Annotated in this window: 25 protein-coding genes; 13 read left to right on the top strand and 12 right to left on the bottom strand. The window is 42.6% G+C overall.

What is annotated here, in order from left to right; all coding sequences use genetic code 11:
- Nucleotides 1-12: 12 nt before the first annotated feature.
- Entirely contained in the window at nt 13-1,173 is a 1,161-nt protein-coding gene (locus MCUP_RS08470; RefSeq protein WP_013738395.1) for an acyl-CoA dehydrogenase family protein, read from the bottom strand.
- 499 nt (nt 1,174-1,672) lie between these two features.
- Between MCUP_RS08470 and MCUP_RS08465 the strand changes: the two genes are divergently transcribed.
- The 8 genes from MCUP_RS08465 to MCUP_RS08430 all read left to right on the top strand — a co-directional run bounded on the left by MCUP_RS08465 (nt 1,673) and on the right by MCUP_RS08430 (nt 10,820).
- Nucleotides 1,673-2,926, top strand: coding sequence for an acetyl ornithine aminotransferase family protein (locus tag MCUP_RS08465; RefSeq protein ID WP_013738393.1), 1,254 nt, complete (start codon nt 1,673-1,675; stop codon nt 2,924-2,926).
- A gap of 4 nt (nt 2,927-2,930) precedes the next feature.
- Entirely contained in the window at nt 2,931-4,127 is a 1,197-nt protein-coding gene (locus MCUP_RS08460) for an acyl-CoA dehydrogenase family protein (protein ID WP_013738392.1), read from the top strand.
- A complete protein-coding gene (locus MCUP_RS08455) occupies nt 4,124-6,385 on the top strand; it encodes a xanthine dehydrogenase family protein molybdopterin-binding subunit (RefSeq protein ID WP_013738391.1) in 2,262 nt (753 codons plus the stop codon). Before MCUP_RS08460 ends, MCUP_RS08455 begins: the two co-directional genes overlap by 4 nt.
- 80 nt (nt 6,386-6,465) lie before the next feature.
- A complete protein-coding gene (locus tag MCUP_RS08450) occupies nt 6,466-7,752 on the top strand; it encodes an MmgE/PrpD family protein (protein WP_013738390.1) in 1,287 nt (428 codons plus the stop codon).
- A gap of 7 nt (nt 7,753-7,759) precedes the next feature.
- Nucleotides 7,760-8,563: a methylisocitrate lyase gene (prpB, locus tag MCUP_RS08445; protein WP_193363711.1), complete on the top strand. Its 804-nt coding sequence runs from the start codon at nt 7,760-7,762 to the stop codon at nt 8,561-8,563.
- A gap of 33 nt (nt 8,564-8,596) precedes the next feature.
- A complete protein-coding gene (locus MCUP_RS08440) occupies nt 8,597-9,022 on the top strand; it encodes a CBS domain-containing protein (protein ID WP_013738388.1) in 426 nt (141 codons plus the stop codon).
- 1 nt (nt 9,023) lies between these two features.
- Entirely contained in the window at nt 9,024-10,160 is a 1,137-nt protein-coding gene (gene gltA, locus MCUP_RS08435; protein ID WP_013738387.1) for a citrate synthase, read from the top strand.
- 195 nt (nt 10,161-10,355) lie between these two features.
- Nucleotides 10,356-10,820: a hypothetical protein gene (locus tag MCUP_RS08430; protein ID WP_237697988.1), complete on the top strand. Its 465-nt coding sequence runs from the start codon at nt 10,356-10,358 to the stop codon at nt 10,818-10,820.
- Nucleotides 10,821-10,822: 2 nt separating this feature from the next.
- Here the strand turns inward: MCUP_RS08430 and MCUP_RS08425 are convergent, their stop codons facing one another.
- The 6 genes from MCUP_RS08425 to MCUP_RS08405 form a co-directional block, all read right to left on the bottom strand.
- On the bottom strand, nt 10,823-11,278 hold the full coding sequence (locus MCUP_RS08425; RefSeq protein WP_013738385.1) for a hypothetical protein: 456 nt from the start codon (nt 11,276-11,278) through the stop codon (nt 10,823-10,825).
- Nucleotides 11,279-11,578, bottom strand: coding sequence for a hypothetical protein (locus tag MCUP_RS08420; RefSeq protein WP_013738384.1), 300 nt, complete (start codon nt 11,576-11,578; stop codon nt 11,279-11,281).
- Nucleotides 11,579-11,686: 108 nt separating this feature from the next.
- Nucleotides 11,687-12,079: a hypothetical protein gene (locus MCUP_RS08415; protein ID WP_013738383.1), complete on the bottom strand. Its 393-nt coding sequence runs from the start codon at nt 12,077-12,079 to the stop codon at nt 11,687-11,689.
- Between the two features lie 53 nt (nt 12,080-12,132).
- Nucleotides 12,133-12,546, bottom strand: coding sequence for a hypothetical protein (locus MCUP_RS08410; protein ID WP_048057631.1), 414 nt, complete (start codon nt 12,544-12,546; stop codon nt 12,133-12,135).
- Between the two features lie 92 nt (nt 12,547-12,638).
- The gene (locus MCUP_RS09920) at nt 12,639-12,827 is read right to left on the bottom strand and encodes a hypothetical protein (RefSeq protein ID WP_083808597.1); all 189 of its coding nucleotides are present in this window, start codon (nt 12,825-12,827) and stop codon (nt 12,639-12,641) included.
- Between the two features lie 122 nt (nt 12,828-12,949).
- Complete coding sequence (locus tag MCUP_RS08405) at nt 12,950-13,924, bottom strand: Rieske 2Fe-2S domain-containing protein (protein WP_013738381.1); 975 nt, start codon at nt 13,922-13,924, stop codon at nt 12,950-12,952.
- Between the two features lie 335 nt (nt 13,925-14,259).
- Between MCUP_RS08405 and soxA the strand changes: the two genes are divergently transcribed.
- Genes soxA through MCUP_RS08380 form a run of 5 tightly spaced genes read left to right on the top strand, consistent with a single transcriptional unit; the run spans nt 14,260 to nt 19,680 of the window.
- On the top strand, nt 14,260-14,736 hold the full coding sequence (gene soxA / locus MCUP_RS08400; protein ID WP_193363710.1) for a proton pump complex quinol oxidase subunit SoxA: 477 nt from the start codon (nt 14,260-14,262) through the stop codon (nt 14,734-14,736).
- 6 nt (nt 14,737-14,742) lie between these two features.
- Nucleotides 14,743-16,374 (top strand): proton pump complex quinol oxidase subunit SoxB, encoded by a 1,632-nt coding sequence (soxB, locus tag MCUP_RS08395; RefSeq protein ID WP_013738379.1) that lies wholly within the window; start codon nt 14,743-14,745, stop codon nt 16,372-16,374.
- Nucleotides 16,375-18,060 (top strand): proton pump complex cytochrome B SoxC, encoded by a 1,686-nt coding sequence (gene soxC / locus MCUP_RS08390; RefSeq protein ID WP_013738378.1) that lies wholly within the window; start codon nt 16,375-16,377, stop codon nt 18,058-18,060. It abuts the gene before it with no gap.
- A gap of 4 nt (nt 18,061-18,064) precedes the next feature.
- Nucleotides 18,065-18,613, top strand: a complete 549-nt coding sequence (locus MCUP_RS08385) for a DUF1404 domain-containing protein (protein WP_013738377.1) — start codon at nt 18,065-18,067, stop codon at nt 18,611-18,613.
- A gap of 44 nt (nt 18,614-18,657) precedes the next feature.
- Nucleotides 18,658-19,680, top strand: a complete 1,023-nt coding sequence (locus MCUP_RS08380) for a glycosyltransferase family 4 protein (protein ID WP_048057630.1) — start codon at nt 18,658-18,660, stop codon at nt 19,678-19,680.
- A 166-nt stretch (nt 19,681-19,846) separates the two neighbouring features.
- Here MCUP_RS08380 and MCUP_RS08375 read toward each other — a convergent pair whose 3' ends face one another.
- The 5 genes from MCUP_RS08375 to MCUP_RS08355 all read right to left on the bottom strand — a co-directional run bounded on the left by MCUP_RS08375 (nt 19,847) and on the right by MCUP_RS08355 (nt 23,510).
- A complete protein-coding gene (locus MCUP_RS08375; protein WP_013738375.1) occupies nt 19,847-20,734 on the bottom strand; it encodes an alpha/beta hydrolase in 888 nt (295 codons plus the stop codon).
- Nucleotides 20,735-20,795: 61 nt separating this feature from the next.
- Nucleotides 20,796-21,311: a hypothetical protein gene (locus tag MCUP_RS08370; protein WP_148230931.1), complete on the bottom strand. Its 516-nt coding sequence runs from the start codon at nt 21,309-21,311 to the stop codon at nt 20,796-20,798.
- Between the two features lie 25 nt (nt 21,312-21,336).
- Nucleotides 21,337-21,894 (bottom strand): DUF3501 family protein, encoded by a 558-nt coding sequence (locus tag MCUP_RS08365; RefSeq protein WP_013738374.1) that lies wholly within the window; start codon nt 21,892-21,894, stop codon nt 21,337-21,339.
- Nucleotides 21,878-23,077 (bottom strand): heterodisulfide reductase-related iron-sulfur binding cluster, encoded by a 1,200-nt coding sequence (locus MCUP_RS08360; protein WP_048057628.1) that lies wholly within the window; start codon nt 23,075-23,077, stop codon nt 21,878-21,880. The genes MCUP_RS08365 and MCUP_RS08360 overlap by 17 nt, the downstream gene beginning before the upstream one ends.
- Before the next feature lies 1 nt (nt 23,078).
- Nucleotides 23,079-23,510 (bottom strand): rubrerythrin family protein, encoded by a 432-nt coding sequence (locus MCUP_RS08355; protein ID WP_013738372.1) that lies wholly within the window; start codon nt 23,508-23,510, stop codon nt 23,079-23,081.
- Between the last annotated feature and the right edge of the window lie 81 nt (nt 23,511-23,591).

Here is a 23,591-nt window from a genome sequence, read left to right as displayed (position 1 = left end):
AAGGACTTTCTCTCACTGAAATAGTCTCTTTGAGATTATCAACTTCATTACGTTCATAGCCCCTTCAGCCCCAACAAGATAGGACATAGCCCCTCTGAAGCCCATCTCAACAAGGGCGTCCTTGGAGTAGCCGTAAGCCCCCATCCACATCATCACGCTCTTGGTTATCTCAAAGGCTACCTGAGGTGCGGTTAACTTGCTCATAGCGGCTAACATGGCGGTCTCATCAGAATTAGGCGACCTGTCCATCATCCATGCAGCTTTATAGTTCAACAGCTTCGCCATCTCAAGTTTTGTTTTAAGCTCTGCTGCCTCAAACGCGATCGCTTCGAAATCCTTAAGTTTAGTTGAGAAAACCTCTCTTTGTTTTATATATTCTAGCCCAATTTCTAATATAGCCTCGGCCGCCCCTATACAGGCTCCAGCTACTAACACTCTGGCGTGATTGAATCCGTCCATCGCATAATAAAACCCCTTATTCAATTCTCCTACAAGGTTCTCTTCCGGGATCTGGGCATTTGAGAAGGTTATAATACCTGAGGAGATGCCTGCTCTTCCCATGTTCTCTATTTTAGAGACCTCTACACCAGGGGACGAAGTAGGTACGTAAAACATTGATATTCCTCTATGCTTAGCCTCTAGGTTAGTCTTAGCTAAAGTGAGATGTCCGCCTCCCCAATGGAGGGCCTCAAGTACTCCGCTTATGTATATCTTTTGTCCTCCTAGGACGAATTTAGTTCCCTCCTTTTTTGCAGTTGTTCTAATACCAGCCACATCACTTCCTCCTGACGGTTCAGTTGATGCGATACCTAAGAACCAATCCCCTGCCGTTACTCTAGGGAGTATATCCTCCCTGAGATTTTTAGAACCGTATTTATCTAGCACATATCCCCAACCGCTTTCCAGAAGGAAAAGGACAGCGGTTGCCATACTGAAGTCTGCCCTTGCGATCTCTTCAGACGCTATTGTGGAGAGAAGAAAGCTAGCTCCTTGTCCGCCCACATCTTGAGACGTTGTCATAGCCCAAATTCCAAGGGAGGAGGCCTTTTTTACGAACTCATGAGGTATTCCTTCCTTGTCTATCTTGCTCACTATAGGTCTGAGTTCTCTGGACAGGAAACTTCTCAAGTTGTCCCTGAAAATTAGTTCATCCTCTGAAAACGAGAAGTCCATATAAATAGATTGTTTATAGATTTATAAAACTATCTTTATGATTTATAGTTTTGGAAGAAATTTTAAAGCTAGAAGAAGTCTCACGTCACTACATGTTATTGCTATGATACTATACGAAGAGGCTCTTGAAAGGATGACGGAGGTTTCCTATCAAACGTTAAGACGGTTTCGAGCTTTAGTATGGAACAAGATCTTGAGGATAACATGAAACTTCGCTAACGAGTAAGAAGCCCTAGTTAAAAGGCTAAAAGAATTATGTGAATTTTTATTTATGGGTCTAGTATCAACTTCGCAGTTCATGGTTTAAGCGAAGGCGTTTAGGTCAGTTCTGAACGCGTAAACTTTTGGAGTGATCTTGGATCACGTAATTAACGCAGGCTGTGGCCCGAAGCTTGAGCGTTCTGCTCTACTTTCCCTTTTATCAAGATAATATACTAAGATAATTTCGAGAAAAACAATTGAGACTAGATTTATATTATTCATGACAGATTATATATTTATGAGCTTATCTTCAAAGATAATAGAGGAGGATTCAAGATACTTAATGCAATCCTTCAGTAGATGGTATCCGCTAGTTATAGATCACGCGAAAGGTTCCATAGTATATGATGTAGAGGGGAGGGAATACATTGACATGAACGCAGGGATTGGGGTAATGGCATTAGGTCACGGAAACGAGAAGGTTATCAACGCGGTTCAGGAGCAGATGAGGAAGTTCTTCCATTATAGTCTAACAGATTTCTATTACGATTTGGCCGTGAGGGTAGCACGTAAACTGGTATCTTTTTTCCCATTCCAAGGAAAGGTCTTTTATACTAACAGCGGTACTGAGAGCGTTGAGGCCAGTCTTAAGATAGCGAGAGGGCATACTGGAAGGCAATACATCATAGGCTTCACCAATTCGTTCCACGGAAGGACTTTCGGTTCCATGTCTTTCACCTCTAGCAAGTACGTTCAAAGATCTATATTCTCCCCTCTACTTCCTTCTACTCTTCTCGTGCCTTATCCGGACAGGCATAATCCCCTATGTCAGGGAGACTGCAGCTCCGCCATTCTTGGGTACATTGAAGACTGGGTTTTTAAGAAGATTGTGGATCCAAACGACGTTGCGGCCTTTCTTATTGAACCTATCCAGGGCGAAGGGGGAGTAGTTGTCCCACCGAAACAGTTCTTGCAAGGGCTTGAGAAGATATCGAGGGATAATGAAATCCTCCTTATTCTGGATGAGGTTCAAACTGGAATAGGGAGAACTGGAAGGATGTTCGCCTATGAGCATTTCGATGTAAAACCGGACTTAGTCTGCTTAGCGAAAGCTCTAGGAGGTGGTTTACCTCTGGGCGCAGTGGTAGGTAGGAGCGAGGTTATGGATCTACCTAGAGGATCTCACGCCAACACTTTCGGGGGTAACGCTCTGGCTTTGGCCGCCGCTGAGGTAGTGTTGGAAGAAGTTCCAAGGATCTTAAGTGGGGTGGAACGTAACGGTAAGCTCATATTTGACAACTTAGCCTCATCTAACTCTCTTTATCTTGAAGAGGTTAGGGGCAGGGGACTAATGATAGGAGCCGATTTGAGGAAAGACGGTAAACCGTTCGAGGAGGGATTGGAAAAGGTTCTACACAAGTCCTTCTTAAGGGGAGTTCTTGCCATAGGGGCTGGGGAATCAACAGTGAGATTACTTCCACCTTTGATAATAGAGGAGGAGTTAGCACAAAAGGGTAGCTCTATTATAGCCCAGGAGATAAGTAAGTTGTGAGATCATGGTTTTCCCCTTCAAAGGGCTAGAGGACTTCAAGATAGACCTAAGTCAGGACCATGAGATTTTGAGAAGGTCTTTGAGGGAGTTCTTGGAGAGAGAAGTCAAGGATAAGGTAGAAGAAGGAGAGAGAAAAGGAGACCTTTTGGAAGTAAGAGAGAAGATTAAAGAACTAGGGCTTAATGGTTTAGACGTTTCAGAGGAGTATGGAGGAGCGAGTGGAGATTACTTATCTCTCTTGGTGGCCACTGAGGAGATGAGCAGGGTCTGGCCTTCACTCTCTACCTTTTTCCTGATAAACTGGATGTTCACAAGTGCCATATTGAGGTTCGGAAGCGAAGATCTCAAAGAGAGATACGTTGTCCCTGTAGCTCGAGGGGAGCGGATAGCTGCCTTTGCAAACACCGAACCCGGTGCAGGAACTGACGTGGCAGGGATCACTTCTGTAGCGAAGGAAATAAATGGAAATTATGTGATTAATGGAAGGAAAATATTCATAACTAATGGGGATCTAGCGGACTACATAATACTCACAGCTCGAACTTCACCTATTTCTGAACCTAGATGGAAGGGTATAACCATGTTTATTATAGAGAGAAACTATGAAGGGTTTAAGGTAGAAGGACGTATAGACACAACTGGACTTAAGGCCTCTCACACAACAGAGATCTCACTAAATGAGGTTAAGGTTCCAAAAGAGAACGTGGTTGGGAAAGTGGGGGAAGGTTTCAAGTACGCCGTATCATCCTTCGACTACGCCAGAACGATAGTTGCGGCTCAAGCTCTAGGAATAGCTCAAGCGGCGTTAGAGAAGATGATAAGCTATTCCTTAGAGAGGAAGAGTTTTGGACAAAGCATAGCTTCTTTCCAAATGGTTCAGCAAAAGGTGTCTGAATCTATGGCTGATGTGATCACTTCCCGACTGCTCGTGTATTGGGCCGGAACTCTCTTTAAGAACAAAATGGAGAACGAATACGTAATGGCGGCTTCTTTGGCTAAGTTCTTCGCTACGGAGTCTGCCGAAAAAGTAGTTTTAAGAGCTATGACGGCTCACGGAGGCTATGGAGTTACCACATCCACAGGCTTAGAGAGGATGTTAAGGGACGTACAGATACTCAAGACTTACGAAGGAACTAACGATATACAGAGAATCTCTGCAGCTAGACATTTCTACAGAAAATTCATGGGGATAAACTTATGATAGGTAAGCCGGTGAGAAGGGTTGAAGATCCCAGATTCATATCCGGCAGAGGAAGATTCGTGGACGATATCTCCCTTCCAGGAGAACTTTTCCTGGGAGTTATCAGATCTCCCTATCCTAGGGCTAAGTTTAAGATAGCTAAGGTCCCTGCAGGAATTGAGGTAATAACCCAGGAAGACCTTAAAACCGAACCCTTACCGAACTTTTTTTATGAGGGCGCACCAAAGGAGTTTCCTTTAGCTGTTAGGGAGGTAAGATACGTTGGCGAGCCCTTAGCTTTGGTAGTGGCAAAGGATAGATATGAAGTAGAGGACATAAAGGAGAGGGTGGAGGTGGAATACGAGCCTCTTCCACCAATCGAATCAGCACATAATGCGCTTGAAGATAAGGAATTAGTTCATGAGGAGTTAGGTACAAACGTAGTGTATAAGGACACGTTTGAGTACGGTCGTATAAGCGGTAACTACAAGGTCGTGCAGAAGATCTTCAGGGTAAACAGAATATCCCCCATGCCAATCGAGACTAATGGCGTAATAGCTGACTACTCTCCTGCAAACGGGAGTCTAACAATTTATGCCAACACGCAAGTTCCCCAGGTCTTTAGAACGGCCCTAAGCATTGTTTTCGGAATACCAAAAAGCAGGATAAGGGTTATTGTACCGGACTCAGGAGGAGGATTCGGAGGTAAGATATTTTTAAAACCCTTAGTTCTAGCTACCATGGCGTCCATATACGTTGAAAGACCAGTGAAGTACATTGAAACTAGGACGGAACACGTTACGTCAGCTGTCCAAGGACCCGATAGGGAATATCAGGTATCAATGATGTACAGGGATGGAGAAATTTTAGGAATGGAAGTGAGCCTTCTAGAGAACTTTGGGGCATATATGCACACTTATCAACCGCTTCCAATCCTGAGACAGATATACCATCTAACTGGAGCGTATAACGTGAGTTACCTTAAGTTTGACGTAACTGGTGTCCTCACGAACATGCCACCCACTGGTCCCTATAGAGGTTTGGGGATCCCACCAGCAGTTCTAGTTTTGGAGAATATGGTAAGCTCTTTGTCAAGGAAAGAGGGATATAATCAGTTCGACTTTAGGAAACGGAATTTCATTAAGACGTTACCCTTCACGACTATAACCGGAGCCATTTATGATAGCGGAGATTACGCTAAGTCCATAGAAGTCCTTAGGGAAGCCCTAGGAGATAAGGACGCTGGGTCCGGATTGGGAGTAGCCTTTGCCCTAGAGCCAGGTTCCTCCTTAGCCTTCCAAACTTTAGTAGTTAAGAAGCCCAGGACACCTTATTACGAGGGCGTCTACATGAAGATGGATAGTAGCGGAGACGTCACTGTCTGGTTAAGCACTAACTCAATGGGAACCGGACACGAGACTTCTGTTACTCAAGTCGTATCTGATGTGCTGGGCATTTCTATGAACAAGATTAACGTTGTTTTAGGGGATACCGACGGACCTCCTGGCACTGGATTTTACGGTAGCCGCTTCTCAGTCGTATCCATAAGTGCAGTTTACAAAGCCGCAATAAAGTTAAAGGATAGAATAAGGCAACTAGTCTCCCAAATCCTAGACGTCGAGTTAGATAACGTGGAGCTGAGGAACGGAGTAGTTAAGGTAGGGACTAAGACCTTCACACTTGAAGAGATCGCGAACTTAGTTTACAACAAGTTTCACACTCCATTGGAGGACATGGGCATAGAATCTACAGAGGTCTTCAATTCGCCTAACGTAAACGTGGCCGACGATTCAAGGAAAGTTAACTTCTCCAGCACTTATGGAGTTAACGCCCACGGTGCAATAATAGATGTTGACCCTGACACTGGATTCATAAAGATTAGAAAGTACGTTATAGTTAGCGATTGTGGTAACATTATTAACCCAATCATAGTCGATGGGCAGCTCATGGGTGGCTCCGCTATGGGTATAGGGGCTGCACTTTACGAAGTCATAAGGTACGTCTCTGGTTCGCCTCAACAGACCAATCTAAGCGACTATTGGATGCCGACAGCCAAGGAGATACCCAGGATGGAGATAAAGCACTTGGTCTCGCCATCTCCTTTTACACCTCTTGGAACTAAAGGCGTGGCGGAAGGAGGAGCTACAGTCCCTTACGCTGTCATAGTTAATGCGCTTGAGGATGCCCTTGGGGTCACATTGGACCACATAGAGGTTCCAATAACTCCTGAGTTCGTTTTAAAGTACGTAGATAGAAGCAGGCTCGTTAAAACGATGTAAAATGAGCCCTAATTTAAATAAAGACGATAGCTTACTAGTTTTTCAGTAATATTTTAAATTGAGTTGTATAAGTATAAAACATGGAGCTCGCTTCGATTTTCTCGGAGTTCGTTACCTCAACTACGTTCTCAGATCTTTCAGACAAGGCCATTCATGAGGCCAAAAGGAGGGTTTTGGACTCGTTGGGAGTTGCCTTTGCGTCGAAGAACTCTCCTCCAGCACGAGTTGTTAGATCCCTCTTTCCCAGTTTTAAAGGAGACGGTCTCTTGTTGGGTGGAGGGAACGTGTCTCCAGACCTAGCAGCGTTTTACAACACTCTCCTCATCAGGTATTTGGATTTTAATGACACTTACCTTTCTTTGGAACCCCTTCATCCATCTGACATGATAGGAGGGCTACTGGCAGTCAATCCGAATCTGAGCGGTAAGGAATTAATAAGAGCTATAGTCCTTGGGTATGAAGTTTCAACAAGACTTTGCGACTCTTTTTCCTTGAGGAAAAGGGGCTTCGATCACGTAAATTTCTTACAAGTCGGTGCTACAGTAGCTCTATCTTCAGCATTAGGTCTGAATAAGGAGCAGATAATAAACGCTATCTCAATGACTCTCGTGCCTCATATAGCCTTAAGGGAGACAAGATCGGGAAGCCTAAGTATGTGGAAGGCGGGAGCGGCAGCGGAGGCCGTAAGGAACTCTGTATTTGCCACAACGTTGGCCAAAGCAGGGTTCACCGGACCGTCTACACCCTTCTCAGGAAAGATGGGGTTCAAGAGCGTTATAGCTCCGGAGATGTTAGAGGAGCCCTTTACTAACATGGGGACAGAGAAGATATTGGAAACGTACATAAAGAGGTATCCTGTAGAGTATCACGCTCAGGCCGCTGTTGAGGCGGCGCTCACGCTAAGATCTAAAATAAGGGGAGATATAACTAAGATAGAGGTCGAGACATATGAGGCAGGAAAGACCATATTAGCGGATGAAGAGAAGTGGTTCCCTCAAAATAAAGAGACTGCTGACCACAGCCTACCATTCATAGTCTCAACGGCCTTAATCACAGGTAAACTGTGGCTAGACTCTTATGATCTTATAAAAGACAAGAAAGTGATCGAGACTATGAAGAAAGTTGAGGTCATAGAGAACGAAGTTTACACTAAAGTTTACCCGAGCGAGTTGCCCACTAGAATCACCGTTAAGACAACTTATGGTTCGTTCTCAGAAGAGGTCAGAGTACCTAGGGGTCATTTTAAGAATCCCATGAGCGACGCCGAATTAGAAGAGAAGGTGAGGAAACTAGGCTTGGATGACAGTTTAATAAGTAGGGTCTGGAACCTCGAAAACCTTGAGGTGAAAAACGTTGTCTCTTGGTAAGGAGTTCATGATCATACCAGGCGTATTCAACCCGTTCACTGCCCTACTTGCAGAGAGAGTTGGTTTTAAGGCAATCTACCTATCAGGAGGAGCTTTAACCTCATCATTAGGGTTACCTGACATAGGAATAATAGATCTAATGGAACTAGTGGACATGGTCAGGAGAATAAGGGAGGTGACTTCAATACCGATGATAGTAGATGCGGACACAGGTTTCGGAGAGGCCATAAACGTTTACAGGACAGTCTCCTTGTTGGAGAGAGCTGGGGCCGACGCGATACAAATCGAGGACCAAAGGATGCCTAAGAAGTGCGGTCATTTGGAAGGTAAAGAAGTGATATCTGATAAGGAAATGGTGTCCAAAATTAGGGCTGCGGTGAGAGCAAGGAAGAAAGCCAAAATAATAGCGAGAGTAGACTCTAGAGCAATCTTAGGTCTTCGAGATAGCATAGAGAGGGCTAAAGCTTATCTAGAGGCTGGGGCGGACATAATATTTCCCGAAGCGTTACAGAGCGAGGAGGAGTTTAGGGAGTTCGCGAAAGAGGTTCACGCTCCGCTCCTAGCTAATATGACAGAGTTTGGGAAAACACCCTTGATTACAGCGGAAGAGTTTAGGAACATGGGCTACACTTACGTCATATTTCCAGTAACGATATTTAGAGTCGCGGCAAGGGCTATGGAGGATGCCCTTAAGGTACTTATGAAGGAAGGGACGCAGAAAAACCTAATGGACAAGATGATGACGAGAAAGGAACAATATGAGGTAATTAATTATGATTATTATGAAAGGTTAGATAAGGAGCTGGCATAACTTTTATTATAATCGAAATGTATTATATCAAATATGACAAGTATTGTAAAGAATCTGATAAGTAAAAATCTCTTTACCTTAGAGAAGGGAACGCCTACAGTTAAGGCTATTGAGGTCATGGCTTCGCACAATATAGGATCAGTCGTTATAACTCATAAAGGAGAGTTGGCTGGCATAATAACAGAGAGGGATATCATAAGAGGAATAGCGAGGGGAATAGACGTTAACCAGCCAGTAGAGGAGTTTGGAACTATGAAGAACTTAGTCGTGATAGGGGAGGATGAGACTATCTATAACGCGGTCAAGAAGATGGCTGAAAGGAACCTTCGTCATTTAATCGTTGTTGATAAGTATGGTAAACTAAAGGGCGTTATATCCGTGAGGGATATCATAAGAGAGAGTCACGTGCTGGCCGCGATATCGAACATTGAGAGAGAGGAATTCTTAGGGAGTGATTAATATGAGCCAGATAAGCCGTGGTTTAGAAAACGTATTCATTAAGACAACTTCTCTTACCTATATTGATGGGGAAAACGGGATATTAAGGTACGGAGGTTACGATATAGAGGACCTGGTGGAACACACAAGCTTTGAGGAAGTTATTCACTTGATGTTATATGGGGACTTACCTACTAAGTCACAACTTCAAAAGTTGAAGTCCTCCATTGATGAATCTTATGAGGTACCACAACAGGTAATAGACATGATTTACTCCCTACCTAAGGACTCTGACGCGATAGGTATGATGGAAACTGCGTTCTCCGCTCTTTCCTCGTTGTACGGATCTCCGTGGAATAAGAACAACAATAGAGAGAACGCAATAAAACTAATAGGGAGGGCATCAACAGTAGTGGCTAACGTTCTAAGGGCCAAGGAAGGTAAAAAACCAATAATACCGGAACCTTCAGAGAGCTTCGCTAAGAGCTTTCTGAAGTCATCCTTGTCAAGGACGCCATCTAACGAGGAAGTGAAGGCCATGGACGCTTCACTCATCCTCTACGCAGATCATGAGGTACCAGCTTCTACCACAGCAGCCTTAGTAACATCGTCTACGTTATCTGACATGTACTCGTGTGTGGTAGCAGCTTTAGCGGCTTTAAAGGGACCTTTACATGGAGGGGCAGCGGAGGAAGCGTTCAAACAATTCGTCGAGATAGGAGAACCGCAAAACGCAGAGACGTGGTTTAGGAACAAGATTACGGAGCAGAAATCCAGGTTGATGGGATTCGGGCATAGGGTGTATAAAACTTATGATCCGAGGGCAAAAATCTTCAAGAAGTACGCGAAGCTTCTATCTGAGAACAACGATAACGCCAGGAAATACTTCTCGATAGCCCAAAGCGTTGAGGATTTGGGGATCAAGACGTTCAGTGAGAAGCGCATTTATCCTAATACGGATTTCTACTCAGGGGTCGTGTTCTACTCTCTAGGCTTTCCAATTTACATGTTCACCTCCCTGTTCGCTCTTTCAAGGACGTTAGGTTGGGTTGCCCACGTGATAGAATATGTGGAGGATCAACACAGACTCATTAGACCAAGGGCTTTATATATAGGTCCATTAAAGAGAGAGATAGTTCCTATTGAGTTAAGGGGTTAATTTTCAATTCATCCCATTCAAAATCTGTGCAGTTTTTATTGATAATCAGCTTTGATCATGCGTCTGGTCACAAACTCTATATATTTTAGTGATGAAGCGATATCAATGCCGAAAAAAACTAGACTTAATTTATCCGTTTACGACAGAGTTAAACGAGCATCTCTAGCTCTTATACTTTTTTCAACGTTTCTCGGCATGTCCTTTGAAATTCAACAAACAATTTTTTACTTTATCCCCCTCTCAATTTCATACTTAGCATTACTAATATTCGGATGGTTGAATAGAAATTCGTTCTCACAATTGGATGAGAAGTTCAGTTTATCTGTAAAACTTTATTACGTTATGATAGTAGGCATTATAATTTCAATTTTATCAGAAGTTGTCACTTACCTTAAAGTGGACATCGAACTTTTCTCTATTTTGCAAATTGTGGGAACGCTTCTGATCCTAAGCTACCTTTTCGATTACTCTCTTGAAGTGATTAGATTGGGGGACGACTTCAACTCAAGGGGTTTAAAAATAGCCTCATTAATTATTGCACTTTCTATCCCGGTTTATCTTATTATTGGTGCTATACCTTTCGCCTTACTTATAACGTCAGGTGGAATGTATGAGTACATAGAATTAACAAAAATAATCACTCTTTATAAAAGAAAATAAAGTTATAGCCTGTATGCGAACCTAGTTTTAGACGACAGAATCATTATCAGGGATATTATCAGTATCAACGTAGGTACGTATAGTCTTGGTAACGGGGCGAAGTAATCTAAGTAAGCAGTAGCTAGGGCCATGTAATATAGGGCAATTGAGAGAATAAGTAGAACTATTCCTAAGGCTAACCATCCCTTCAAATAGACGTAATGTACAAACAACTCCTGCCAGTCAGCCTTGCTCGTCTCGACCAATATAGCTTCCCCTTTCATGAAGGCCAGGCTCTTCTTCGAGCCCATCATTGCGAAACCATTCATCTTGCTGAACCCTAGTTCCTTAGCCTCTTGATTTCCTTTTTCTATATTGTACTTAAGTATGTCAGCCAGTTTCTCATCGACGCTTACTTTCTCAATCACTTCCCCCTTATCATTTACTTTAATGTGACCTAGGTATCCCTTAATTTTCATTTAAGCTAACACCTCTTGGAAAGCCTCTAATACTTTGTTCCAGTTTGTCTTAAGGGCATCAACGAAAACAACGTAATTTCCCATGAACGCTATCCCTAGGTCGTCTAAAATCATAGCGAATCCCAACAGATCTCCCATGTCCAGCTTTTCGGCTTCATCCTTACCTATCCTATAGTTCTCAGCAAGGAAATCAGCCAACTTCTTCAGGTCCACCTTGATGTCCTCCCCAGCCACCTTTCTCATTTCGTTGCCGTTGATCAAGTAAGCCGCTTTGAATCCAGGTATCTGATCAAACTTCATATCTATTCATTTATATTATTAAGTCTTTTTAACCTTTAAACTTTTCTTAGTTAACATAATGTACCTTTTTAATTGTAGTTTAAAAAAATAGTTTTTATATAAAGAAATCTAATAAAATATACAACCGGTAGAGCAGACATACGCTCCTAAAAAGGACAAAGCCATTAGATAGGAAAAGGCGTAATTTAGAGTCCCATAAAACAGGAGTCCTCCTAGCGCAGCTATTGCAATGAAAATTACGTTCAATAAACCTAGTAACCGTAATCCCCTTCTGTTTTCCTTGGCCGTAGCGGCGTAGAGAGCAAGGCCGAAGAACGCCGTAAGCATCACGAAACTTATATGAGCGGAAAGGATAAACGATTGCCAGCTAGCAGCGATTGGAAACTTATCGTATAGCAACGCAGCTACTCCTGCGATGAAAGCGCCTGTCATAAAAACTGTTTCGACAACTGCCAAGTTCATCGTTACTCTAGACTTAGGCCCTACGTTAATTATAGACATGACTAACCATGAATATGTTGAAAATAAGGTTTTAAAAATTTTTATGTTATCTTTCATCTAGATAGACAGTAGAACAGAACGGCCGAGCCAGAGAATAACGTACCTACAAAGCCTATAGCCATTCCTAGAGCGTAGGAAGGATCTATAAAGCCTCCGAAGTAGAACAGGCCCTCAAAAGCTGCAATGAGGACGAATATTACGTTAATAAAAGACAATACTTTGAGGCCTAGTTCGTTAGTCCTCATTGCGGCAGCTAGAATCAGGACATTAAGTATGGCTATCGTTATGGCTCCATAAATGTGTGCTGTTATGGCAGAGCCTTCTAAACCTAAGTTGAAGATAGGGATTGACATTCCCGCCGAGTAAAGACCTATTAACGTTAGAATCTCTAACATTGAGAGGCCTGTAACGTAATTATGACGAGAAGCTATGTCCATCAGTTTGTACACTCTGTTCTCTAAACTCATCTCCCCTCATTATTAACATATTCTTTAATCTAATAAAGTTTTCATAAACATTTCCGTGAATTTAATCTTAAAACCATGATGATTTAAAAAATTTATGAATTAAATCTTCTGAACACAAGGATAAACAATCCGGACATTAAGATAATGTATACTGCAACAGCAATCTCTATTGCGGAACCTACACCAAGCAATAAACTAGAAAATATGTTCATGGGTATCGACAACACGATGAAAAACAAGACCCCAATTACTGTCAACAAAACTACGAATTTGGTGTTCATTATATTCACCTAATGGGGGACGTGTTCCATAGCATGTTATAAGCTATAAAAATGGCATAAGCTGCGGTTCCTCCGAATATCATCCCAAGTATCATTAATCCTAACTTTGTCATTTCTTACACCTAACTAGAAAATGTGTTCCCCTCGTTATTAAGCTTTGAATAGCATTCAGAAGGAGTTTGCCCTTTGCTGAGTAACATCTTCGGACATCCAGTCTGTTCATTAAATGAGGATAAATAGGCGAAGCTAGCTAGGTCTGACGGTTGTCCCATAATTACTGGAGCCTTTAGGTTCATCTCAGTAGCGTAGAGGTAATCAGTATCTTGGTCCCAGTAGAGCTCAACGTAAGGTAAAGGTCTCAAGGTAGGTCCTGTAAGCACTGCAGCTCCTCTCCACGGATCATATGTAGATCCATGGCAGTCACAGTGTATTACAGATGCGGCGTTCGCGCTCTGAGCAGCTTGATAGGCTACTGGAGGCAAGAAATTGGGCACTGTACCTCCTGGAGTGAGATACTTAGGAGGATAGAAATGAATTTCTGGTGGCTGACAACCTAGATGTTGACAGATCGCACTGTAAGCTACTATGGATTTGTTAGGTCCAACTCCCCCAGGAAAGGTGTAGGTAGTACCGTTCTCTGGTATTACTACAGTAGTTGGAGGGATAGATACCGGGTTATCGTTGGCGTCACCCATGTTCAAGAGGAAGGTTATGTCCCCCTCCATAGGATATTGGAAAAGAAGTATCGATGGATCGTTCACCGTTAGTTTGCTAGCCTCTATTGGATTCCCATCAGAATCTACTATTATTATCCAGGGGAAGTTTTTCAGATAAACAGGTGGTTGATTTAGGTAAGATATTACAGGAACCGCGCTAGCTACAGCCAGAACACCTATGCCTATTAAAATTCCTTTAAGGAAAGATCTTCTTCCCTTATCTAAGGGTCCCACCTTCTCCTCAGCGTAGTTGTAGAGGTAATCTCTACCCTTCTCCGCGAACTTCCTCTCATCGAACCTCGTTTTAGGGTCCTTCATCCTTCTTATCAGTCTTGTGGCGAAAACGAAGTCCTCTCTCTTAAGAACGAAGTGCCTACCCATAACCATCACAATTAATTATTTACAAGCTTGTAAGGTTTAAATATTTTGTTATAATGGATCTTATCAAATTTATCTCTATCACTCTTTTTCATAAAAACTAAATAAAAAAACATTATAATCAATGAAATAACATCCTCTACTTTTAGTTAATTTACGTTTATGTTAAAACTATTTTTAAAACATAAAAAGGTAAGCTAGTTAAACTTAAATTAAGTTAAAATAGAAAAGTTAAAAAGGGGGTCTATCCTTCATTTTAAATGATAAAAGGGTGTTAAAGATTGGCTGATTTCAGAGAGAGGATATTTCACCACGCTGAGCTGGCATGGTTCATAGTAATGTTAATATTGGTAGCTGTTTTTTTCTCGTGGTCAGTTCTGGAGGTAACAAAAGGTGAGAGCACTAGCATAAGATACGGTTTACCATTATTTTCTGGTCTACCTCCCCAAGCTCAGGAGGCTGTAAAGATCTTCAATAGTTCTCCCCCATCCAATAGGACCTCTGAGGTAATAAATGGAATTCTCGTAGTCAATATGACGGCTGTTCAAAACGGTACTTTTAACGATGTGTTTCACCCGAACGTAATTGTAGCCCAGCCTGGCGAACCTATAACAATAATCCTTAACTCTCCTCAGGTGATTACGGGTTTCTTCATAAGACTTCCTGACGGAGTTATAAACCTTAACGCAATTCCTGAGGAACCTAGTTACGTTTACTTCGTCGCCCCAACCCATCCAGGGAATTACACCTGGAGAGAGCCAGAGTACGCTGGATACGATTTCTCATATATGACTGGAACCTTGGAGGTGGTGTAATTGAGTATGGAGATAAAAAAGGAAATTAAAATCATATTTAGTTCTCTTGGAAGTGTTTTTTCTCCCTCTAAAATTAAGGCATTCCTTTTCCCTAACTCAACTGTAGGAATTATATGGCAATATTTTGGGGGATCTCTAGCTTGGCTAATAATAGTTGGTATGGCCGCTATGAACCTTAGGACTTACCTAACGTTTCCATCAAATTCACCTGAGATAGGCGTAACTTACTATACCTTCCTAACGTTGCACGGATGGTCAGCTATGTTGGGCTTAGTTCCTATGGCAGCCTTAACTGTGATAGAGTACTCTATGTTGAAGGACGGTATGAGCATTAGGAGGACCAAGTTAATGAGCTCCATGTTCTGGTTAGCTAACTTAACATTGGCTTTTGCACTGTTGGGAGGTCCAGATATGGGCTGGTATATGTATCCTCCGTTAGCTGTGGAGGACAACTCCAACTTCCACGCTTTCCTTAACTATCACGGTCCCATGATGGGGATAGCCTATCTAGCTTTGGCAATAAGTTCAATCGCTCAGACCGTAGCTACGGTTAACTTAGTTAGCGACGCTTATGCCACAAAACCTAAGGGACAGAAGTTAGGTATATTCTCAGCTTATGGCGTGGCCTTTGCGGTTATTATAGCCTTAACTCTACCGGCTTTAACAGCCGCAGAGCTTTGGTACACTCTAAACATACTAGCAGGTGTTCCTATTAACACCCTATTGTGGCTTGTTCTATTCTGGTTCTACGGTCACCCTGTCGTTTATTACGTGCCATTTCCGCTGTTCGGGGCGCTTTACTACTTCGTTCCCAAGTTCTCGGGTAGACCGCTATTTAGTGAGAAGTGGGCCAGATGGAACATTTATCTCCTTGCCATAGGTTCTATGTTGATTTGGGTTCATCACATTCAAACGTTCCCCGTTCCAGTTCCCGTTAGGCTTTGGATAAACCTATCTACATTAGTTTTAGCCTCCGGATCAGGGCTGACTGTGCTGAACTTAGGTCTAACCGTTCTAACTAGTAAGGGATACAACTACAAAGATCCGGTAGGTATGGCTACGTTAGTAGCTTTGATCGGTTTCATTCTAGGAGGTGTACAGGCTGTACCCTTACCAATGTTCCCGATCAACCCGATAGTTCATAACACTTACTATGTAGTTGGACACTTCCATTTGGTGATATGGACACTCATCCTTATAGGTTTCACGGCGGTCGCACTTGACGCTTTACGATCAGTGAGAGCGGGATTCAATTTCAGTCCTACCACTTCCAAAATGATAAACGCAGGGATACTTCTTTGGACCATACCGTTTGTAACCGCAGGATACTTGATGACGGTTGAGGGTTATCTAGGTATGTTAAGGAGAGTTATAGCCTATCCTTTGATGTTCCAACCTTACAACTTAGCCATATCTATATTGGCTGAAATTGGAATAGCTGGGTTAGTAATGGCTCTAGGTTCTGCCCTAGTTGAATTCTTAACTTACAGAGCGGGAGGAGCTGTTAGCGTCTCAGGTTCTTCAACTCCTTCGCTTTCCATGTCTTATCAGAATGAGTCCAAAAATATAGAAAATTTTAAACTAATGCTTAATAACAGTGTTTATGGGAAAAGTTCACAAATAAAGAGGTTGAGCTGAATGACTGAAACTCAACAAAAAAGGAAGGGATTGATAGATCAAATCCTAGATAGAGTAGGTGTCACCGAGGCTCCTTTCTTTAAGACCCCTGACTACATGTATAACATTTCCTACTGGCTAGGCGCTATGGTTTCAGGAGCTTTCATTTACACTGTTATAACAGGACTCTTCTTGCTTCTCTATTATATGCCTGCAAATCCTTACGTTCAGACTCAGACCATTATAACCTCCGTTCCGTACGGTTCAGTAATCCTGTTTAGCCATTTATATGGAGCTTACATTATGATAATTTTAGCGTATATACACATGTTTAGGAATTTCTATAAAGGCGCTTACAAGAAACCTAGGGAACTTCAGTGGGTCACAGGGGTTCTTCTTCTCGCACTAACTATGGGAGCGTCCTTCTTCGGTTACAGCTTAGTGAGCGACGTTTTAGGAGTTAACGCAATAAACATAGGCGAAAGCTTACTTGTGGGAACAGGATTCCCAGGCGCATCAACTATAGCGAACTGGTTGTTTGGACCAGGTGGTGACGCGGCTACAGCAAGTAATCCTCTCGTTAAGTCCCAACTTTTCGATAGACTCTTAGGTTGGCACATAATAATGGTATTCCTAATAGGAGTCCTCTTCGGCGTTCACTTCCTCATGTCAGAGAGATATGGGATGACTCCGTCCTTTAAGGAGAAGCCTAAGGTTCCAGCTTATTACACTAAGGAGGAGTGGTCTAAATTTAATGAATGGTGGCCAAGGAACGTAGTTTACATGTTATCAATCGTTTTGATGACATGGGGCATAATTCTCTTCATTCCCGATTTACTTGCTAACATAAACGGACTTCCCATTGTGATAAATCCCTATCCTGCCCCGGAGCCAGGTACCGCAGCCGCGCTGTCTACCCAACCCTATCCTCCATGGTTCTTCCTTTTCCTTTATAAGTTTGTGGACTTTGAGCTACCTAACGGACAGGCGATGAGCCCTTCGTTAGCTCTATCTGTTCTCACCATCCTGCTCTTGGTGATAATCCTAATGCCGTTCTTTGAGAACAGCGAGTATATGTTCCTAAAGAACAGAAAGTTCTGGACATGGCTTATGACAGTGGCGTGGGTTTCATTGATAGAGCTCAGCGTATGGGGTTACTTAGCTCCTGGCGTTCCAGCTCCAACAAGTCAGCAGGCAATAATATTAGGTATTCCAGGCGTAATTATTGGCGTAATTATTCTTTCTGTAGGAAGACAAAAAAGCACAAAGTCTTCACCTTCTCTTAATACACCTCAAACCGTGCCAAAAATTGGACCAACCTCGATTCTAGGTACAGCAGTAGTTTCTCTCCTCTTCGCGGGAAACTTTGGGATTTGGTTAATGCACCCCGCTATGATAAACTTGATAACAATGATTCCATTAGGAGGATTAGCTGCCTTCATGATTTACAGAATGGCGTCGGGCTTAAGAGTTAAGGTGTCAAAGCCCTCAGGAGTAATGAGTTGGGAGGAGGTTAAGTTTAGGAAAACTATTGCTTTGTTTGCTATCCCAGCCATATTCGTGGTGACAGCCATACAGACGGCGATCATGTGGAAGTTGCCTAGCGTGGGTCCTCAGGCAACTTATGCGGGGATGGACTTGGGCATTCTATTGTTCCTGTGGGGAATCGCTATTCAACTCTACCACTACATTGTGTACGTAAGGTGAGGAAATGAAATTAAAGTCAAAGATTTTTTTCCTCTCCTCTTCTTTTGTGATCATCGTGTTGACTGTTAACCCTTATACTTTGAGTTTACTTCCTAGAGATCCTGTAGTGTTGATGGTATCACACTACACGCTTTATCTTGCTGGCGTTATAGCCGGATACTCTTTGTTCAGGTTTAGCAAGCTCTTTATAATACCTGCGGTAATACCTCCAATAATTTTCCACTTACCTTACTTTTTTGTCGAATCTGGGATTAATCTGGGGTGGACTTTCATAGACTACCTTTCTATGGTCGTAGGAGGGGTACTCCTAGGAGGGGCTTTAAGGAAGGCAGGAACGTTCACAAAGGCCTTGCTGTTCGTCCTATATATGGTAGGGGACACTACTTTAGCTGTACTGTTAATACTCGGGTTTCCTGTCTATTCACCACCTGTAATACAGTTCTCACCTTATACTCCGGATCAGCTTGTCATAGTTTCCTATGTGATGTTCGGAGTGATGAACGTGATATTGTTTGTTGTGGTTGGATACACTTTAAGGAAACTCTTAAGCTAACACAGAAAGGAAATAATTAAAAAGTTTCAACGTACTCTCACTTTATGGATCTCCTCTTAGTCAACCATAGAGACCCTCGACATCCGCAAGCTGGTGGAGCTGAACAGGTGCTCCTAGAGGTGGGAAAGAGGCTTGCAAAGCACATGTCGGTAACTTGGTTAGCCGAATCTGTACCAGGTTTACCAGGCGAGGAGGAGATCGATGGTATATTAGTGAAGAGAAGGGGAAATAGGGGCTCTCTACATCTCCACTCACTGATGGAAGCTAAAAGACATGAAGTTGTTATAGATAGTGTGGCTCACGCGGTTCCCTTCTTCTCTTATAAGGTTAACAAGAGAACGATAGCGTTAATTCATCACGTTCACCAAGGGGTTTTAGACCTTGAGGCGGGTAAACTATCTCCTATACTGAAGTGGTTGGAGAGAAGAGTAAAAGGGTATAATAACTTTATTGCAATCTCAAACACTACAAAAAGGGACTTAATTAAACTAGGTGTAAAGGCAGAGATCAGAGTTATCTATAATGGGGTCGACCATCAGAAGTACAAGCCAGGACCTAAGGGAGAACCGACGGTATTGTGGATAGGCAGGTTAAAGAGATACAAGAACCCTCTAGACGTATATGAGATCGCTAGAGATTTGGACTTTGAGTTCCTCTTGGCTGGTGGAGGAGAGCTGGAAAGTGAGATAAGAAGGCTAAATGAACCTAACGTAAAATTTTTAGGAAGAGTGAGTGAGGACGAGAAGGTAAGGCTCTATCAGAGATCTTGGGTTCTCATCTCTACCTCATATATCGAGGGGTGGGGAATGACAATAGTTGAGGCTAACTCATGTGGAACTCCTGTAGTAGCTTACGCCACCGGATCCGTTCCCGAGATCGTTAAGGAGGGTATTAACGGTTACCTCGTCCGTTATAAGGATGTGAAAGCTATGAGAGAGGCGATAGTTAGAACGATCTCACAGGGAGAGAGACTCTTCAAATCGTCTTACTCCGAGTCGCTTAATTACAATTGGGATAGATCTGCAGAAGAGTACAGGAGCTATGTAGAGGCTTTAGCCAGACGATAATCTAGCATGATCAAGCTCATTTCATAATTTAATTTAAGTTCTGTTTAAAATCTTTTACTAAAAATAACCTAGAGAAGATAAAGATTTATCATAACCTAGAAGTCCACAGAGATGCTAAAGTTTGCATTTTACGCTCAGCGTTAAGTTAGCGCGTTCCTATTTACTTTTAGGATAGTTCCTCTTTTAAAGTGGAGGCTACCTGATTAATCGCTACCCTACCAGCTTTAAACCAGTCGTAAAAGCTGATAAATCCATGTATCATTCCTTTATATCTAACGCAAACCGATTCGTTACCTGCCTCCTTTAGAGCTTGTGAGTAGGTTTCTCCTTGATCGCGAAGAGGATCGTATTCGGCCGTTATGACAAGCGAAGGGGGTAGATCATTTAACTTTCCCAATGCAGGAGAGGCGAGAGGATTAACGGCCTCCCTTCCTGAAGAGAAGTAGAGCGAACCGAACCAACTCATCAATTTCCTCGTGAGGAAGTAACCCTCTGCGAATTCATGTACTGATGGGGAGTTATCTACCATGTTAACTGCTGGATATAACAGGACCTGAAATTTGACAAGTTTAGTTTTGTTATCTCTATCCATTTGTGATACTACAGCAGCTAAGTTCCCACCGGCGCTATCCCCCATAACGGCTACTTTGGAGATTCCCATTTCCTTTGCTATCCAGACTAAGGAATCCCAAGCGTCATTAACAGCCGTAGGAAACTTGTGCTCTGGGGCTAACCTATAACCAATTGAGATTACAGGAATTTCCGATTCCTTGGCTATCAGTCTAGATAATCCATCGTAGCTCTCCACGTCACCAAAAACGAACCCACCACCGTGATAGAAAACTATTATCGAATCGGTTCGTTTAGGGAGGTAGAGCCTTGCGCGTATTCGATCATCCCTGGTTGGTATCTCTAGGTCCATAACCTTCTCAATTTCTACCTTTTTTCCAGAGAAAGCAGAGTTCCAATTCCTTCTGAGCTCCTCCACGCTAGTTGGAGGGTTCAACGTAGGGAGTCGGGAGAGGAAATCCCTCACCTTGGGATCTAAAGGCATAACGTATCTAGTTTTAAAAAAATAAAATCTTTAATTAAAGGCTTGAGAGTTACGTTTTTGATTAGCTCTGAGTTGCTGTAGTCTGCACTGGAACGGTCAATGGTGGGACTATGGTCGAATAGCTTATCGAATATCCGTTGGATTCTTGGAGGGATAACTGAAGCTCAACATATGAAGGGAAGGTAAATTGCCCCTGATCAGGCAATCCCTGGGGAGGCAATCGAGTTTGGAAAAATTCTGAGGTTACAGGGATAACAAGTTCAGTTTGATAATTTTCGACGCTTAAAGGTGGAATAACTATTGGATTTTCTAGGGTATCGTTAGCGGCTCCAAAAACGGGTCCGGGAAAACTACTAGTCCCTGAGACTGATGATGTGGAAAACACCAATTGCACCAAAGCGTTTACCTGGATACTATCTATTACCAACGTACTATTACCGGGATTAGCTATGGATAGGTTTGTAACAAGCACTAAGGGTGTCGTAATTGATATGAAGGATGGAGATACGGACGGCTCATTAGTTATATACATATTATTATTTCCTTCATTATTTAGGGATAAAACAACTGGTGGCATACCGAAATCCCCTATATGAACTTCATCAGCACTCCATGTAAGCTTCGTTTATCAAAGTCCTAGCCAACTCTTCATTAATCTTAACGTTTACTCTGTAATTTTCATGAATGACTAATACCTCCATATTAGTGTCCTTACTATTCTCCAAATCAAAAGTTAGGAATTGTACGGTACTGAACTCCTCTCCTTGCTCTCTACCACTCTCAGGCTCCCCTTTTATTAACTTGTTACCAACCTTCATGAAGACGCTATCATATATCTTTGGTAGAGTCTTGAAGACCTTTCTTAAATCTTCCTCGTTTTCAGCATATATGTAGAGGCTCGCCTTTATCTTACCGTCGCACGGAAGAATGCTCTCATAGATCTTTATCTCCCTCATTATCTCCTCTGGCTTGCTAAGTCTATCAAGGTAAACCATCTCCTGGATCTGTTGCAACACGGTGTCTTTATTTTCAAAGAGTATAGACATCCTTTCTCCTAGTTCTATCCTCCTGCTTTTCTTAAGCTGGGCAGATCTTCTGACCCTTTCAAGTCTAACCTTCTCATACTCGTACCAGGGTAGTATTTCACTTACTTGGATCATTTTTAATCGCCTCTTTCAAGAGCGAAATAGGGTGAACAGGCTTCTTACCTGACGCTTTCTCTATCTGAAGACCAGCGAGTGGACACTCGGTAGCAAATATCTCTGCGTCTTTGTGGGCGAACGCATCCATCATCTTGGCTCCCACGACCTTAGCCTTATCGTAATTCCTTAGTCCCCAACCTCCATCTATTCCAGAGCATCCCATGTTTGATATCTCCACGTTGAGTCTTAGGCTCCTCATAGCCTGGACGCCAGGTACTCCTACCTTAAGGTATTTTAGATGACAGGGAGGATGATAGAAGACCTTCTTCTCCATCTCCCCGCTCCAGTTAACCTTCCCCTCTTTCTTAAGTTTCATAAGGTATTCCATTACGTCATAGACCTTTATCTGTTCCTTATCCAAGATGTATTGATATTCCTTTGTAAGCATTAGAGTACAGGTGGGGATGGGTGATACTACGTCATATCCCATCTCTACGTACTTCTTAAGTATGTTGTAATTCCTCTCTGCGGTCTTCTTGAGTCTCTCAGCATCTCCTACATCTAACATTGGAGCTCCGCAACAGGAAAAGTTATCAGTTCTGACCTCAATGTTGAGTTTATTGAAAACTTCAACTACATCCTTACCTATCTCAGGGTAGAAGTTTTCAACTAGGCAAGTGTGGAAAAGGACAACCTTTGCAACTGGATCCTTTATCTCACGAGGTTTAACTTCCTTAAGGAAACCTCTATCATCTATTCTAAGAGATGGGGCTTCCTTGCTGATCCCCATGAGTTCCTTTCCGTTGTCTAGGAACTTCTTAGCTATGGGTCTCACAAGGGATGCGCTATCAAGCATCTCAAACAGTCTATCCCTTAAGGAGAGACCTTTCTTGCTCTTATAGTAGAGCCACGCCCAGGACATCAGATGAGGGAAGTCCATGTTAAACTCGTGTGGAGGAGTGTAGGGACAGTTGACGAAACACATGTTGCAATGGAAACAGTCTGAGGCTATGTCGAATAGATCCTCAAGGACTAACTTAGCTGGCCCCTTCTTATCAGTGTACTCAAACATTTTAGGAAATGCAGGACAATAATTGAAACATAATCTACAACCGTGACAAACTGAAGCTTGTCTAATGAACTCAGATTGCAATTTTTCTGAATCAAAAAAAAGTGGATTTTCCTTATTTAATGTAAACAATTTAACTCCCTTTAATCATCTTGAGCGCGTTGGTGAACTTCTCAGCGTGGCTTTTCTCAGCCCTAGCTAACGTCTCGAACCACTCACCTGCCTCGTCAAATCCCTCTTCTCTAGCCGTCTTTGCAAAGCCTGGATACATTTGTGTCCATTCATAAGTCTCTCCTGCAATAGCGGATTCTAACATTTGCTCAATAGTTCCTATCGGTTTGTCCGTAGCTGGGTCGACCGAACCTCCTTGCCTAATGAAGTCTAAGTGTCCGAAGGCGTGAGCAGTCTCTCCTTCTGCTATACTTCTTAAAAGATTAGCTAATTCTGGATATCCCTCCTCGTCGGCCTTTTTCGCGAAGTATAAGTATCTCCTGTTAGCCATGGCTTCACCCATGAAGCCATGCTTGAAGTTCTCCTCCGTTTTTGTTCCTTTTAAGCTCTTCATAGTCTCTAAATGTAGTAGTTGAATGTAGTATAAAAAAGTTTCGAATACATTATTCATTGTATTTAGGAGTAACTTTAATTT

The organism is Metallosphaera cuprina Ar-4, from assembly GCF_000204925.1.
Classification (GTDB): domain Archaea; phylum Thermoproteota; class Thermoprotei_A; order Sulfolobales; family Sulfolobaceae; genus Metallosphaera; species Metallosphaera cuprina.
The sequence above is the reverse complement of the archived record's forward strand: the minus strand, read 5'-3'. Positions and strand labels throughout refer to the sequence as shown.